Origin of the sequence: Aliiroseovarius sp. YM-037 (assembly GCF_048060095.1) — a bacterium.
Lineage (GTDB): Bacteria > Pseudomonadota > Alphaproteobacteria > Rhodobacterales > Rhodobacteraceae > JBLUOA01.
This window is the reverse complement of sequence record NZ_JBLUOA010000001.1, coordinates 1,130,667-1,145,343: the sequence shown is the minus strand read 5'-3', so window position 1 is coordinate 1,145,343 and position 14,677 is coordinate 1,130,667. Positions and strand designations below refer to the sequence as shown.

At 55.0% G+C, this 14,677-nt stretch carries 16 protein-coding genes and 1 pseudogene; 6 read left to right on the top strand and 11 right to left on the bottom strand.

The genetic code is table 11. The features are described 5' to 3' along the window. Positions 1-13: 13 nt before the first annotated feature. The 3 genes from ACEWPJ_RS05615 to ACEWPJ_RS05605 all read right to left on the bottom strand — a co-directional run bounded on the left by ACEWPJ_RS05615 (position 14) and on the right by ACEWPJ_RS05605 (position 2,262). Complete coding sequence (locus tag ACEWPJ_RS05615; protein ID WP_416511554.1) at positions 14-664, bottom strand: DsbA family oxidoreductase; 651 nt, start codon at positions 662-664, stop codon at positions 14-16. Then, a complete protein-coding gene (gene wrbA / locus ACEWPJ_RS05610) occupies positions 664-1,287 on the bottom strand; it encodes an NAD(P)H:quinone oxidoreductase (RefSeq protein WP_090217304.1) in 624 nt (207 codons plus the stop codon). Before wrbA ends, ACEWPJ_RS05615 begins: the two co-directional genes overlap by 1 nt. Positions 1,288-1,392: 105 nt before the next feature. Next, positions 1,393-2,262, bottom strand: coding sequence for a LysR family transcriptional regulator (locus tag ACEWPJ_RS05605; protein ID WP_416511553.1), 870 nt, complete (start codon positions 2,260-2,262; stop codon positions 1,393-1,395). Between the two features lie 570 nt (positions 2,263-2,832). Here ACEWPJ_RS05605 and ACEWPJ_RS05600 point away from each other — a divergent pair. After that, a complete protein-coding gene (locus ACEWPJ_RS05600) occupies positions 2,833-3,318 on the top strand; it encodes a GNAT family N-acetyltransferase (RefSeq protein ID WP_416511552.1) in 486 nt (161 codons plus the stop codon). A 245-nt stretch (positions 3,319-3,563) separates the two neighbouring features. Here the strand turns inward: ACEWPJ_RS05600 and ACEWPJ_RS05595 are convergent, their stop codons facing one another. From ACEWPJ_RS05595 to ACEWPJ_RS05585, 3 genes are all read right to left on the bottom strand, one after another. Continuing rightward, positions 3,564-4,394, bottom strand: a complete 831-nt coding sequence (locus tag ACEWPJ_RS05595; RefSeq protein ID WP_416511550.1) for a class I SAM-dependent methyltransferase — start codon at positions 4,392-4,394, stop codon at positions 3,564-3,566. 150 nt (positions 4,395-4,544) lie between these two features. Beyond that, complete coding sequence (locus tag ACEWPJ_RS05590) at positions 4,545-4,811, bottom strand: hypothetical protein (RefSeq protein WP_416511548.1); 267 nt, start codon at positions 4,809-4,811, stop codon at positions 4,545-4,547. A gap of 234 nt (positions 4,812-5,045) precedes the next feature. Then, on the bottom strand, positions 5,046-5,930 hold the full coding sequence (locus tag ACEWPJ_RS05585) for an NAD-dependent epimerase/dehydratase family protein (RefSeq protein ID WP_416511546.1): 885 nt from the start codon (positions 5,928-5,930) through the stop codon (positions 5,046-5,048). A gap of 458 nt (positions 5,931-6,388) precedes the next feature. Here ACEWPJ_RS05585 and ACEWPJ_RS05580 point away from each other — a divergent pair, with 458 nt between their 5' ends. From ACEWPJ_RS05580 to ACEWPJ_RS05565, 4 genes are all read left to right on the top strand, one after another. After that, positions 6,389-6,682 (top strand): antibiotic biosynthesis monooxygenase family protein, encoded by a 294-nt coding sequence (locus ACEWPJ_RS05580; RefSeq protein ID WP_416511544.1) that lies wholly within the window; start codon positions 6,389-6,391, stop codon positions 6,680-6,682. Positions 6,683-6,685: 3 nt separating this feature from the next. Continuing rightward, positions 6,686-7,165: a GFA family protein gene (locus ACEWPJ_RS05575; RefSeq protein ID WP_416511543.1), complete on the top strand. Its 480-nt coding sequence runs from the start codon at positions 6,686-6,688 to the stop codon at positions 7,163-7,165. Between the two features lie 279 nt (positions 7,166-7,444). Continuing rightward, positions 7,445-7,936 (top strand): hypothetical protein, encoded by a 492-nt coding sequence (locus tag ACEWPJ_RS05570; protein WP_416511541.1) that lies wholly within the window; start codon positions 7,445-7,447, stop codon positions 7,934-7,936. Further along, the gene (locus ACEWPJ_RS05565; RefSeq protein WP_416511539.1) at positions 7,933-8,565 is read left to right on the top strand and encodes a hypothetical protein; all 633 of its coding nucleotides are present in this window, start codon (positions 7,933-7,935) and stop codon (positions 8,563-8,565) included. The genes ACEWPJ_RS05570 and ACEWPJ_RS05565 overlap by 4 nt, the downstream gene beginning before the upstream one ends. 277 nt (positions 8,566-8,842) lie before the next feature. Here ACEWPJ_RS05565 and ACEWPJ_RS05560 read toward each other — a convergent pair whose 3' ends face one another. The 3 genes from ACEWPJ_RS05560 to ACEWPJ_RS05550 all read right to left on the bottom strand — a co-directional run bounded on the left by ACEWPJ_RS05560 (position 8,843) and on the right by ACEWPJ_RS05550 (position 12,016). After that, entirely contained in the window at positions 8,843-9,946 is a 1,104-nt protein-coding gene (locus tag ACEWPJ_RS05560; protein WP_416511538.1) for a mandelate racemase/muconate lactonizing enzyme family protein, read from the bottom strand. Between the two features lie 298 nt (positions 9,947-10,244). Next, complete coding sequence (locus ACEWPJ_RS05555) at positions 10,245-10,952, bottom strand: DUF5681 domain-containing protein (protein WP_416511536.1); 708 nt, start codon at positions 10,950-10,952, stop codon at positions 10,245-10,247. Next, positions 10,949-12,016 carry a DNA modification methylase gene (locus ACEWPJ_RS05550; RefSeq protein WP_416511534.1) on the bottom strand — a complete coding sequence of 356 codons (1,068 nt, stop codon included), beginning with the start codon at positions 12,014-12,016 and terminating at the stop codon, positions 10,949-10,951. Before ACEWPJ_RS05550 ends, ACEWPJ_RS05555 begins: the two co-directional genes overlap by 4 nt. Positions 12,017-12,436: 420 nt before the next feature. Here ACEWPJ_RS05550 and ACEWPJ_RS05545 point away from each other — a divergent pair, with 420 nt between their 5' ends. Further along, positions 12,437-13,294 carry a formate/nitrite transporter family protein gene (locus ACEWPJ_RS05545; protein ID WP_416511533.1) on the top strand — a complete coding sequence of 286 codons (858 nt, stop codon included), beginning with the start codon at positions 12,437-12,439 and terminating at the stop codon, positions 13,292-13,294. A gap of 73 nt (positions 13,295-13,367) precedes the next feature. On the opposite strand, the pseudogene ACEWPJ_RS05540 reads toward ACEWPJ_RS05545, so the two are convergent. Together ACEWPJ_RS05540 and ACEWPJ_RS05535 are read right to left on the bottom strand one after the other, a co-directional pair. After that, a pseudogene (locus tag ACEWPJ_RS05540) lies at positions 13,368-13,556 on the bottom strand (mechanosensitive ion channel family protein); the annotation flags it as partial. Positions 13,557-13,719: 163 nt separating this feature from the next. After that, positions 13,720-14,511 (bottom strand): endonuclease/exonuclease/phosphatase family protein, encoded by a 792-nt coding sequence (locus tag ACEWPJ_RS05535; protein WP_416511532.1) that lies wholly within the window; start codon positions 14,509-14,511, stop codon positions 13,720-13,722. Positions 14,512-14,677: the final 166 nt, after the last annotated feature.

The window sequence follows — 14,677 nt, the reverse complement described above, 5'->3', positions numbered from 1 at the left end:
AATGTGCCTTTCTTCAGTTGGGATTGAGGTGAATTGCGGCGCGGATTTGCGCGCGCAGGTCGTCAAGTGGGCCGTTCACAAGGCGGGTACCCGTTTCGCGAACCACAAGGGCTGGGATTGCACGCACCTGCAAAGCGCGGGCGTGTTGGCGGTCGGCCTCGACGTCGCGCGCTATCGCCGGATCGGTCATCGCCAATGCGAACTGATCGGGATCAAGCCCGACATCCTGAGCAAGTTGCGTGAGTTCCGCAGGGTCGGCGATATTGCGGGCCTCGGACAGGTGCGCAAGCTGGATCCGGTCGAACAGCGTCCAGTGTAGTTCCTGTCCACCTAAAACCTCTGCCGCCTTGCAGGCCAGCGCGGCGGTGTATCCATGCGGATAGTCAAAGTCTGCTTGGCGCATGGCATCGACATCAATCAACTCTGGCTGATCGCTTACGGCGCGGCAGGTGTCCCAGTGGCCAAGGATGGTTTGACTCGCTTCGTCGGGACTTCCCCAACGCACGCGCATTTCGGCAGGACTTGCTTGCAGCACGAAGGTGCGGTGCCGGATGTCGAGATCGAACTCGGAGGTCAACCTGCGCATCCGCGACGAGATATTGAAGCACCAGCAGCAGACGACGTCGTGAAAGAAATCGAGGGTAAGATCGGGTCGGCTGGACATCACGCAACCTCTGCCAAGGACCGCGCCGAACTCAGCGCAACGGCGAGCCGGGCGACATGTGCGCCCTGAAATCGGGCACCGGCAAGATCGGTTTCCGTTGGCTGCAACGCACCATCCGCCCCGGCAATCGTTCCGGCGCCATAAGGCGCGCCACCGATGATGCCGTCGCGGGTGGTCTGACCGGCAAAAGTGTAAGGCATGCCGGCAATCACCATACCGAAATGCAAAAGCGGGATATGCGAGGACAGCATCGTCGCCTCGTGACCACCATGCTGCGATCCGGTCGAGGCAAACACCGCGCCGACCTTGCCGATCAAAGCATTCTGCGCCCAAAGGCCACCAGCCATATCGAGGAATTGTTTCATTTGGCTTGCCATCATGCCGAACCGTGTCGGCGTGCCAAAAATGATTGCGTCATAGTTTGCCATATCGGCGGGGGCAGCCTCGGGCGTATCATCTTCGATAAAGCCGGAGGACTTGCGGATGTGAGCCGGAACGGTTTCGGGCACTCGGCGAATATCGACGATTGCGCCTGTCACTGTTCGCGCACCTTCGGCCTCGGCCTCGGCGAGCGTGCGGACATGGCCGTAGCTGGAGTAGTAAAGAACGAGTATGCGGGTCATGTGATCCTCTTGAGCTGTTTATTTCGTTGCTCAGAGGATGCGCATTTGGCGGCGCTGGATTAACCGGGCTTTGCGCAAATCATATTTTACCGGGCGTTAAGAATGTCAGGGCGCGAGGGTGGCGCGTAGTTGATCGAGAAAGGCCGTGACCTTGGCGTCAGACCCCAGCCGCGAGGCGGTCACGGCGAAAACGTAGCGTGGCGGCAGCTCGTAGTCTGGCAAGACCCGCACAAGTCGCCCATCCGCCTCCGGGATGTCAGATATGAAATCCGGTAGAGCACCGATCCCGAACCCTGCGATCAGCAGATCCCGCAAGACCAAACTTGACCCGACCCTGAGCCGTGGCGCCAGGGTGATCACCTCAGTTCTATCCCGTCCTGTCAGCGTCCAGTGCAGTGCATCGTCAGCGAGCATGTAGGCTGCGGTCGCATGGTCACGTAGCGCCGTCGGCGTCTTTGGTGTGCCGGCCTGCGCAAGATAGTCCGGGCTGGCAAACAGGCGCTGGCGGACAGTGGAAAGCCTGCGCGCAACCAACGCTGAATCCGGTAACTCGGCGCGAATGCGGATCGACAGATCGAACCCACCTTCGATCATGTCGATAACTCGATCATCCAGCGACAGCGTCACTTCAAGATCGGGATGTTGGGTCAGAAATTCAGGTATCAGCGGCGACAGCACAATCTGCCCATAGGAGTTCGGCGCATTGATCCTGAGATTTCCGCGCACCTCGCCTGAATGCCGCCGTATCCGGTCTTCAACCTGTCCGACCGCGTCCAATATCGCCTGAGCCTGATCATAGTAGTGACGTCCATGGTCGGTCAGCGACATGGTGCGTGTGGTCCGAGTGAGAAGCACGCAGCAGAGGCTCTCTTCGAGCAGCTTCACCTCGCGGCTGAGCAGTGCCGATGACACGCCAAGATCCTCGGCTGCGCGAGCGAAATTGCCGCGATCGACGATCCGGCAGAATGCGTTCATGACCGAAAGTTTGTCCATTGCTCAGTATTCTTAGGTCCCGGTTGGGACGGCGTTCCTCTTTTAGTTCCCCAGCATCACTATGCCAGAAGCCGGTCCTGGAATGAACAGTTGCATAGTAACCGTTACAGTCCTCTTGAACGGTGAGACAGAAAGCACCCATATAAACGACCGATTTGGATGGCCAAGCATTCGCGATTTGATGCGAGGCCAGGATCATCGGTTGATCACCCCTCGAAAACCATGCAATGCAGCGCTGGCAGCCAAGGGCCGCTATGGATCAAAAGCATCACTATGAGTAGTGAGGCCGAACGGTGCGTTTGTCCCGCGATCTGTGAGTTCGAGTGATACAACATTTCCGCAGTGCGGCGAAAGCCCGGTTTGGTGAAGCTGCACCGCAGCGCTTGACTACATCGGCAATGTCCGGAATGGGCCGTCCTCGTCGTAGACAATCGGGTCCACCATTCTGATGCGCGCTTGCTCCTATGGTCGCAACGAGCCCTCAGTAACCAATGCTGCGATGAGTACGAACGGCGGTTTTGCAACTCGATCTATCCCGAATAGTATAGGCACATGAGTGAATTTCGAAACGCCAAACCTTCCGACGCAACTCGCTGCTTTGAAATAGAGATTGATGCCTACGAAGGCGATGAGGCAGCAACGCTCGAAAAGATTTCCAAAAGGATTGAGATCTATCCCGATGGCTTCCTAGTTTTTTTGGTTGAAGGCGAGATAGTTGGCTTTGTGAATTGCGGATGTGCTCATGAAGTCGAAATGTCTGACGAAGAGTTCAAAGAGCTTGTTGGCCATGACCCCGACGCCCCAAATGTCGTAATAATGTCTTTTGTTGTTGATCCCGCGCATCAGGGTAAGGGTCTATCACGGGCATTGATGGTCGAATTCGTGGGGCGCATGAAAAGGATGAGTAAATCCACAATCCATCTCATGTGCAAAGAGCATCACGTCCCACTCTACGAGAGATTTGGATACAGCTATTTGCAGCCATCGATTTCTGAACATGGAGGAATGACTTGGCACGAGATGTCTATGAAACTTTGAGCTGCTCGATTTGCTCAGCCGTGCAGAGCGGACAGCGACCTGATCTCCAAGCCGCGACAGCGGCGGCCCGTGGGATGGCGTTTCTTACCTCCGGGCTAGTGCGCTTAATAGCTGCCAAGACACATCTTCCGCCAAGGCTTAGCGGAGTCGGCAACCAAGGCGGCTGCCCTTGTCTCGCCCCAACAAGTCGCACCCATTGTCCGTATGGAGCCTATGCCTTCGGTTGCAATGCATTGCAGTGAACGTCAGCTTTCTTTGAGGCCCACCGACAACGATGCTGGTACCGGGATTAGATAGTCTTCGCCCATCGCTAACTCGCAAACTTCAGCACGCACGACCTCCCTGATTTTCTCGCGGACTTTTTCAGGTTGACACTTCAGCATGGCAGTTGCGCGAACTGCACCCTCGTTAAAGGCGTCAAACACCTCGTCGGGACGAGTGTGCCGCCAAACCTGAGGCGTAATCGCGGTTGAAATGTCATTGAAACCTGCCGGTTCCAGCACTGCCTTGACTTCGTTTGGGTCTGCGAACCGAAAGTAAGGCGGTGCCGCAGGCAGCCTTGCATTCGGGACGCCGTGACTTTCGATGGCAGACAACACAATCCCAAATCCTTCACCAGCAACCGGAGCGGCCCACACGGAGAAGGCGAAGGCACCACCCGGTTTCAAAACCCGCCACGCTTCTTGGGCAGCTTTCTCCGGTTCTGGCAGATGGTTCATTCCAAAGCCCATTACGACCACATCAAATTTTTGATCATTGAAAGGCAGGTCTTGTGCGTTACCTTCAAGGAACTCGATGTCTGGGTTTGTTTTCCGAGCTAATTCGACTTGAGCGCTTGAGAAGTCCAACCCGATGGGATTGGCCCCCATACCCTTTGCCGCCGCCGCGATGTAACCAGCGCCAGTTGCCACATCAAGAACATCTGCGCCCTGTTTTAGCCCGGCCAATTGGAGCATTGGGATCGCTGATTGCGCCGACAATGCACCCCAATGATCATGGTATGCTTCTGCGGCTTTCTCCCAGCCATTCTTTTCAAACGCGGTAAATGGTTCGATGTCTTTGGTTGAAAATTTCATTCGCGGACGCCCTATAGGTGCTCTTTGGCAGACTATGAGCAGACATTGGACAAGGTCAAATTTACGGCAACTGAGCCCGCTTAGCAGACCTTGTCACTATTCTCCGCTCGAATTTATCTGACCGCAACATCCACATGTCGGCTCTGTGCCTTATTCGCCGTTTTCCCGCCGTCGCGCTTCTCGAGCCAAAATGGCCAATAAAAGCAGAAGCACGACAAAAACCGCGCCGCCCACGATTCCTAATAGGGGCGTATTTAACAGTAAGAACAGAGAACCGAGCATCGCAGCCATTGCAGAAATAAATACTACAACCATACTGAAAACCAAACGTGGCAACGTCTTAGTTGCAGCGTTCCACGTGTGAGATTTCTTCAAGCTATCGGCTAGCTGATTGAGGCTTTGCGAGATTTGTTTCATGGGCAATGGAAGCATCGCGCCTTGCGTCGAAAATGCAAGGTCGGAATAGAAGTGGGTGGCAGCTTTGGTCCGCGATTTGTGAGTTCGGCTACTATCAAATTTCGCACCTGCAGCGACTGGCAACTATGACGACAGCACTGCAGCATCTTGAACTTGAGTTGAAGGTCAGGAATGGGCCGCCCGTGTCGAGACGCTCATGGCTCCTTAAATTGAGCAAATGTTAAGCCTGCACGATCATTCCAAGACATCCCGCCAGGAGTGCTTCGGCTGAAACCCAACCATCTTCCTCGCCTTTTTGTTGGAATAGAACGTCTCGTCTGCGCCCATCTCACCGCGAATCTCGACACCCTGATAGAACTGTTCAATCACCTGTTTCGAGGTAATATCGACTGACATGTCGTCGTTGGATACGTTGAACACCTCATAGCCCAGACCATCCGTGTTCAAACAGCAGTCCACCATATGCCCCAAATCGCGGGCATCAATATAGGCAAAGATGTTGCGGCGGCGTAGGGCTGGATTTTCTATGAATGCCGGGAACTTCTCAGCATATTCGTCGGGCTCGATAACGTTATTGATCCGCAATCCGTAAATGTCGGCGCCCGTTCGAGCCTGAAAGGACCGGGCGGTCATCTCGTTGCAGACCTTCGAAATGGCGTAGCTGTCATGGGGCACTGTTGGATGGGTTTCGTCAATCGGTACGAAATCCGGTTTCAACTCTCCGTCGGCAAAGCACACAGCATAGGTTGTCTCCGAGCTTGCAAAGACGACTTTCTGAACTCCAAGCTTCACGGCCGCCTCGATCACGTTGTAGGTGGTCAAAGTGTTCTGCCGAAAGCACTCACCATCAGTGCCGATCATGACGCGGGGGATCGCCGCGAAATGCACGACCGCATCATAAGTTGGAATGCCGGTGCCCAAGTCCAACTCAGCGCTTTCAATGAACTGCGACATGGCACCAATGACTTGGCCCGCATCGCAAAGGTCAGCCAACAACTCGGGACAATCCAGCCCCGAGGGTGTTTTGTCCACATTCACCACGTGGTGCCCTTGCGCCTGCAAATACCGGACCGCCCATTTGCCCGCCTTGCCGCTACCGCCTGTAAAGAAAACCCGCATCTCGCCCTCCAGCTATCAGCACCTGGGTGCCACTCAGATTTTGGCCTAATGATGAACCACCGAAGCAGCGAAGAGCAAGGCATTGGCGAGCAAGGATCAGCAACTGCCTCGGTTGCATGTCTCGCAGAGCATTGGAGACGTTAGGGCCCGCGCGTAACAGGTGATGACTAAACAACTCGAACATTCTGGCCATGTGTCGTGTGAACCGGTCGGTTCTTCAGTAGATTGGTCGCGACGATATTCAACGTCTGCAATAGGAAAGCTGCTTTGCGGCGTTGCCTGACCCGATGAATGGCTGGTATGGGCCGACTTCGAAGATCAATCTCAGCTCAGAACTTCAGAGGCCGCGCTTGCTCCGATGGCAACTTCGAGCCCAAACGCGACAATCACTGGTCTTTGTGCTAAAAGAACATCTGAGGTGCTCATGCAGGTGAAACCCGCTCATAGGGGGACATAGCATGATAATGCGCATTTTTCAGGTACTTGTTCGCGAAGGTAAGGAGAAAGAATTCAGCGAGTTCTTTCACAATACGGCAATCCCTTTGATGAAGGGAACCGACGGTATTGTCCAAGTCCTGCCCGGTGCGCCGCGAACGGATAGTCCGAGAGAGTTCAGTTTTGTGATGGTCTGGCGCGACGTGGCATCGCTTAAGGCATTCGTTGGCGATGACTATCGATCGCCGCACATTGATCCCGCTGAGGCTGAGCTTGTCGAAGCCCGGATCATCAAACACTACAATCTGGTGGAGTAAGTTATGGAACCCGAAGAAACAGTTCTCCTCACCGGCGCATGTGGATGCGGAAAAGTGACGTATCGGATGAGCTCTGAGCCGATGTTTGTGCATTGCTGTCATTGCAAAGAATGTCAGAAACAAACAGGCTCTGCGTACGTCTTAAATGCCATCATCGAGGCGGACCGTGTTTCCGCAAGCGGCAAAACGACGGAACACAAGCTCGACACACCCAGTGGTAAGGGGCAAGTCATCACCCGCTGCGCTTCCTGCGGCACCGCCGTGTTCAGCAGCTATCTCGTTCGACTGGGAAAACTGACGTACGTCCGCGTTGGCACACTGGACCACCCCTATCTCTGTCCGCCAGACGCGCAGATATTTACAGCCAGTAAGCAGACATGGGTTCCGCTAAATCCAGACATTCCGATTTTCGAGAACTTTTATGAGTTCAAGGATGTGTGGCCGGAGAACGCATATCAGCGTCTAACTGCCATCTTTGGATAGTCTGGCTTTGATCTAGACGTCAGCTTTGTCCGCGCCTTTCCCATTCGCGAACCTCGAGATTTCGCTATCGCAGCGAATGGCTGCTAAGCGGGCTGCGACTGCAGCATTCCATCCGCGTGTCCAAGGTCGGGAATGGGCCGATCTCAACGATGGCCAGGATGAAATAGCGTGAGATGCTGCACAGCACCCGATGGCCGCGAAAAGCCCGAAGCGGACATAAATGCATGCCATTGCTTGCAGTCGAATTGCCGCATAGTCTGTCATTTTAAGGTTTGGTGAATGATTGTCGGACGCATACTCTCTGCTTTGGCATTGGGCTTCGTGCTCTCTTTTTCTGTAGCGACCACAGGGAACGCGGAAGGTATCCTAGACGGCCGCGTCTTCACAGGCATGATCGGCCCTGCCGAAAACCCAGATCTCAGTGACAGTCTATATTTTGACAATGGTCATTTCTGGTCTGACATCTGCACGCGGTGCGGCTTTGTTCCCGGCACTTATGAAGCTGAAGCAACGACGGATGGCGTACGCTTCAAAGGGATACTCGAAAGCGAAAGCCGTGGTCAGTTCGGCTATGACGGCCTTGTAAAAAGCGACGGTACAATTCGGGTTTCAATAACTTGGGAACGCCGCCGTTGGTACTGGACGACAAATCGCGAAATCGTTTTTATTGGACAAATTTCAACCGCCCCTGAAAGCGCTTCATTGACCGAGACACGTCAAACCATGCTGTCGAGTGAACCAGACAAAAACCCTATGTGCGCTCGGTTTTGAAACGTCTTTGGGCCAACCGAAGGGCTATAGCTTTCTACACCTTACTCTTGCTGGGTGGCTGGCTTCTAAGTGATGTGTTGAAAGACCTGACTGTGCCCGAATTGCGCCCTATGAACGAGCCTATGATCCATCGAATTGTCATGACAGCCTTTGTTGCGTTTGTGGTCTTGGCGGCCATTCCTTTCGTTCCGGGTGCCGAGATTGGTTTCGCGTTGCTGTTGCTCTTTGGCGGACAGATTGCGCCCCTCGTTTATTTGGGGATGCTAGGAGCTTTGATGCTTTCATTCTTCATTGCGAGACTTATGCCTGCGACCGCCCTAGCCCACGCGCTCGATTGGCTTGGCTTAAACAAGGCCGCAACATTCGTTGCTGATCTAGGCAACGCTGCTCCGAAAGACCTCTTGGACAAACTTTTATTGATTGTCCCATCAAAGCTGGGTCAGAGACTACATCGTCACCGACATATTTTGCTTGCAGCCGCGCTCAATATTCCGGGAAACTCTCTCGTAGGTGGTGGCGGGGGGCTTGCATTTATCGCCGGGGCGTCACGGCTCTATTCGGCTTGGGCATTTCTAGCAGTCATCATTTGCGCAGTGGCACCCGTGCCGCTGTTCTTTTACTTCGCGTGATTGGCAGCTTCGTCCCGCAGACTGTGAGTTGGACCGTCTGCGCACTTTGCATTAGCAGCGAATGTCGGCTGTCCGGGCTGCGACCGCAGCATCGTGACGGTAGGGTGAAGGTCCGGAATGGGCCGTCCTTGTTGGTGGCAGGCAACTAGTTCCGCAAACATGCTGCAATCGATCTAATGGCAGCTAGGAGCCCAAATTACCGTTTTTCTGCATCGCAGCCAATGACCGCATCAGGGTTCATCTGGACGCAAGTATTCGGCAATTGTCATTGCTCGCATCACTCATAGACAGCTACGGGATCAGCTAGACTTTCGAAATCAGGCTCGACACCAAGTCCCGGTGTGCCGTGGCAATACAATCGACCGTCAGAAGTTGGTGGCGCTGGTGAACCGGTCGATTCCGTATTGTAGGCATGTAGGTCCGTCGTATTGAACAAAAGGTTCGCGGGCGTGGACGCCGCAAAATGCGATACCGCCGCTGATATTATCTCACCACCCATCATGCATTCGGTGACGACCTTTGTGCCTTTTTCGACGAAAATATCGCGTATTCTGCGGGCCTTTGTTAGCCCACCAATGCGCGCCATCTTCACGCAGGCAACGTCAGCAGCCTTGTCACGAATTATCCGCTTAGCAATGAACTGATCCGTCACCAACTCATCAAGTTTCATCGACTGGTTCGTGTTCCTACGCAGGTGAAGGCAGTCTTCATAGGTCAGGCAGGGTTGTTCGATCATTACGTCTATGTCTTCAATTGCCTGTGCGACTTGCATCGCTTCCGGAAGCGTCCAACGGCAATTTGCGTCCGCGTAAACAACTTCACCAGGTTCAGCGATTTCAGCTGCAAAACGGATCAGTTCTATATCTTCTTCTGGATGGATGCCGACCCTAAGTTTGAGGTATTTGTAGCCAGCGGCCCGGTACTGCTCAATCTCAGCTCGTATCTTGTCGTGTTTTTGCTCCATGACACAACGATACAGAGGTGCGCCGTCGGTCAGCTTGCCCCCCAACAGGTCGTAGACAGGAACGTCTTTGCTTTTCCCAAGGATGTCCCAGCACGCAATATCAATCGCGCTTTTTGCATAGGTGTGCCCTTCGATTGCGGCATCCATATTCAGTTCGATCTCGTGGAGTTGACGCGGATCTATGCCCAATAGCGCGTTAGCGAGGATCGGGAGAGCGCGCATCGTGCCCGGGTCAGTTGGACCCCAAGGGCAAGATTCACCGCAACCACTAAGCCCGGCATCGGTTTCCACGACCACAACAGTGCTGTTGAACGTATCAAATGTTCTTGTGCGCTCCTCGCTCAAATCACCTACGGCAAGCCCGCCACCGCCGTAAGGCAGGCCCTTCTGGAAGACGCTGATTTTGGAGATTTTCATCGCCCAGTACCTTTGAGGTGTGTTTGATCCAGATAACCTTGGTCGAGCAAAGGATGTTTCGCAATGATAATCAAAGCGGACACTCAGCTGCTTCACACCAAGGTCCGGTTTGTCCCGCGACCCAGTCATTGGTCCACCGCGAATGCCGCGCGAAGCACGAACGGCAGTAATGCGAACGCTGCATCACAGCGCAGAACTGCTTGCCAATGACCGGAGTGGGGTCTTTGCTAACCTTGCCCTTGGGAAATGCAACGCGGAGCATAAATGGCAGCAAAGAGAAAGCAACACCGCTCCGTTTTCAATCCGGGATTGCCTCTGTGATCTCAGCAAGCATCTTTTCTCCTATTCTGATGTGTTTTTCGATATCCGCACGCTCGTCCGCGTCGATCTCGTGTTCAAGGTTCTCCTTCAGCGCCTTGACAGCCTCCTTGATCTGCGGCTTGCGTAGTTCCCACCGATCAAGCAGAGCCTTGTCCTCCTTTGTCATCGGGCCGGTCATATGGATTGTACCCTCGCGCATGTCGATCCTGATCTGATCGGGATGCGGAAGGGGATCGGGCAGATGCGTGATATTGAGCTGGTTCCGCCGTTCAAGTTCCTTCTCCCATTCCAGCTTATAAGTCACAGCATTCTCAAAATATTCATCATGAAGAAGCTTCCTCGAGCTCTCAACCGAGGCCAAGAGTTCGGCGAAGAGACGTTGCGCCCGGTGTTGGCCTTTTGCGGCATTGACTGCCAACGCTCGAATAACAGCCTGTGCCATAGGAATCGTGACGTTGCGAACGCCGTCGCGCACTGTGATGTCGCGATAGGCCTCGTCGAGGACGATTTCCTTCATCCGCTCTTCGTGTAGACCGGGGCGCTTGTTCTTCGCGCCCTTTGGCCGGCCCTTGGGATTGCCAGATCGCCCGGGCTTGAATTGTGTGGCTTTCGGCGGTTTGCCATAGCCGACTTCATAGTTGGCCCCCGGTTTTTGTACCGGCAGGTTGACGCGACGTTCTTTCATTCCGCCGCCTCCAGCTTGCCGACCGGTGCCTGCCAGCCACAGACCAGTCGTTCGGCTTCGTCGTTTGCATATGCTTCCCATCGGGAAAGGATCCGGTCGCAATAGATCGGGTCGAGCTCGCAAAGATAGCCACGCCGACCAGTTTTTTCTGCTGCAATCAGCGTTGATCCCGAGCCTCCGAAAATATCAAGCACGATCTCGCCACGTCCGGAGACATCCCGGATTGCGTCGGCAATCATCTGCACGGGCTTCACAGTCGGATGGAGCGCCAGTTCCTCCATTCGGGTTGCATGGCGACTGTTTGCCCCACGATACTCCCAAACATTGGTGCGATAACGTCCGTGCTGACCCAACTCGAACGTGTTGATGTGAGGTTCTGTCCCCTTCTTGAAGACAAAGATCAACTCGTGGCGCGAACGGTAGAACGTGCCCATACCGCCATTGTCTTTGGCCCAGACAATGAGATTTTTTATTTCGTCATAGACCCCCTGCCCCGCCGCCAGCATCTCAGACATGTGTCGCCAGTCCATGCATAGAAAGTGGATCGATCCGTCCACGCTGTAACGGACGAGGTTGCGGAAGGCCCGTTCTAGAAAGCCTACGAACTCGGTCTGGCTCATTTCCCCGGAGGCCATGGCGAACTCGCGGTGCTGGACTTTTCCCGAATTGCCAACGTGACCATCAATCGGCACGTTGTAGGGCGGATCACTAAACACCATGCGAGCCACGTCTCCATCCATCAGCGCACCAACAACGATCGGGTCGAGAGCATTGCCGCAGATCAGTCGATGTCGACCCAGTTGCCAGACATCCCCAGGTCGCACCCGTTGAGGTGCATCTACAGGCTGGACATCGTCGTCTGGATCGCCGGGTTCCTCCGGAGTAATTGCCGCGAGAGCCCCGTCGATCTCGGGAATTGAAAATCCTGTGATCGAGACATCGAAGTCGAAATCGGCCGACATTAAGGCGTCCAGCTCGGCGGCCAGCAGATCCTCGTCCCAGCCAGCATTCAACGCGAGCTTGTTGTCGGCCAGCACATACGCGCGTTTCTCGTCCTCGCTCATGTGATCGAGCCTGAGACAGGAAACCTCGATCAGCGCGAGCAACTTTGCCGCGGCAAACCTCTGAATTCACGCCCATTAACCGGAAAGAAACTGTCCAAAAAACACCCTTCTCACAGTGCAAGTGCAGTTCTTCCCTGTACTCCAGTGCAGTCGTTGATCGTGTCGAGCGGTATGACCCGTCCGGTGTCGATATGTTCCGGTGCGCTAAATCACGCGCCCAATTCATCGCTCCGGTCGCCATCGTTTCGGCTCGTGGGGCCAACTCAATGCCAATGCGCAACCGACGAGATGGAACAGCACGGCCACTAATTGTGTTGAACCGCTACGGTGTGGTTCGACAGTCGCCCGGATGGATACTCATCTCGGGCGCAGCTATCTGCGATCTCCCGTCAAAATAAGCGATGAATTTTCAGAGGACAGATGACCGAACCCAATTCTGACACGAAGAACGACGACGCTTTCGATCCACGAGAACTGGAAGCGATCAAGGACAAGGTGCCGATCAGCGCGCCGGCGATCTTTGAATCCATCCGCCGCAAGGGGATTGAGGAACTGAACCGCCCCATCTCAGCGCTGGTTCTGTCGGCGCTCGTCGCCGGGTTGGCATTAGGGTTTTCGGTTTTGGCCGAAGCGTTGTTCCGTCACCACCTTCCAGATGCGGAATGGCGCCCACTGGTTGAGAATTTCGGCTATTCCGTCGGCTTCCTGATCGTGATTTTGGGGCAGATGCAATTGTTCACGGAAAACACCATCACCGCCGTCTGCCCCGTTCTCGATACCCCAAGCGGTTCCTCTTTGTTCAAGCTGTGTCGGCTATGGTCGCTGGTTCTGATTTTCAACTTGATCGGGGCGTCTATCTTCGGCTACGTGCTCTACGCAACCCGCGGCTTCCAGCCAGAGATTTGGTTCGCGATACTTGACCTGTCGCGACACGCAACATCGTTTCCTTGGGGCGAAACCATGCTGCGTGGGATCGGCGCGGGGTGGCTAATTGCGGCATTGGTTTGGATCATGCCGAATGCCGAAGACTCCCGCCCGATCCTTATTATCCTCATCACCTATCTGATTGCGCTGGCCGACTTTTCCCACGTGATCGCAGGGACCACCGAAGCGGCAGCACTGGTATTCTCCGGCGATATCAGTCTGGGCGCCGCAGCCTTTAGCTTTGTCGCGCCTGCGTTTTTCGGCAACATCCTAGGGGGAACGGTGTTTTTCACCGTCCTGACGTGGGTGCAAATCCGAACAGAACTGGCGGAGAAAGAACGGACAGCCCGATAGGTTGGAGAGAGTCTGTCATCGGCTTCGTATTTCCTCCCCGATCTATTGCGGGTCGAACAGGTCACGCGCCCGCTCATTTCTCCGCCTCGCTATCTCCGGCCAAAGTCAGCGGTTCCTTGAACGTCAATGTGCGGGAGGGGAACGGAATTTCGACACCCGCATCGTCCAACGCACGCTTAACTTTCGCAACAACCTGATCGCGTGACGTGCGAACCTCGACCGGTTTTGATCCGGTCCACCACGTCACCTCTAAGGTGATCGAGTAATATCTTGACCGGTTCCAGCTTTTTTCTCCCTTGTTCGGGGGAAAAAACGTGCAACACGCGGATTTGGTTCATTTGACGGGGGTGGGGGTTGGTGCGGTAACCGCAGATCGCGCCATCATGGCGGCGTTCAGTTGGATCTTTCTGAGGCAACAGTAGCGATCACAACTCCAGCACCAGCGGGCAGTGGTCCGAGACCTCAGGCACGTGAACCACATCGAAACGCTTCACGGCCTCTTCGTTGTTGATGAGCATGTAATCCGCAAACCGACCCGGTTTCTTGTAGTGCGAGGTCCGGGTGCTTTCAAAACCGCGACCCGTCACAAGCTCGGTCAGACCGGCATCGGCGAGAACCGCAAGCGTTTCACTGCCGGGTTCGATGTTGAAGTCGCCGCAAATCACCACCACGTCCTCCGGGCCTGAAACCTGCCGAGATAGGTCGAGCAGTCTTTGCGCCTGTTCTCCGCGCTCGGGCGTGTCCATCTTGCCGTTCAGATCGCGTAGCCCGTGCATATGCGTGACGCTGACCGACCGATTGGCTTCGTGGTCATAGACGCGAATGCCATGGGCGCCGCGGGATCGCGGGTGATCGCCGTATCCGTCCGACGAATAGTCTTTGTGAACAAAGCCCTGCACCTGACCGATTACCGGCAGCGACTTGTGGATAAATGTCGCCAGCCCCCATTGCGACAGGATGGGACGGTCCCCATCCCAGAGCGCACCTTGCGCCGCAGGACAGAACACCGCGACGTGATCTGGCAAGGCACTTGAAACATCGCGGAAGAAGTTGGCGCGTTGCGGCAAAGTGAAATCCCCGTCACGGTAGGTCAGCCAGTCCTTTTCGGTACCGGGGCTTTGAAGGACCTCTTGAAGACAAAGAATGTCGGGGGCCTCTTTTTCGATATAGGCCAGAAGCTCTCCGAACAGCTTCCCGCCCCAGCCGTTCAAGCACATGATCCGCAATTAGTGACCTCAACCGTTGATCGGGCGAACATCTATCGGAAACAGGCGGCGAAACGCCTCTTCCCGGCGGCGTGAAAACATAACGATCCGCGTTCTCTGATCGCGCTTGGCCCGAACTTCTCGCGAGGTGCGATCTACGCTCACTCCTGTCGGAGAT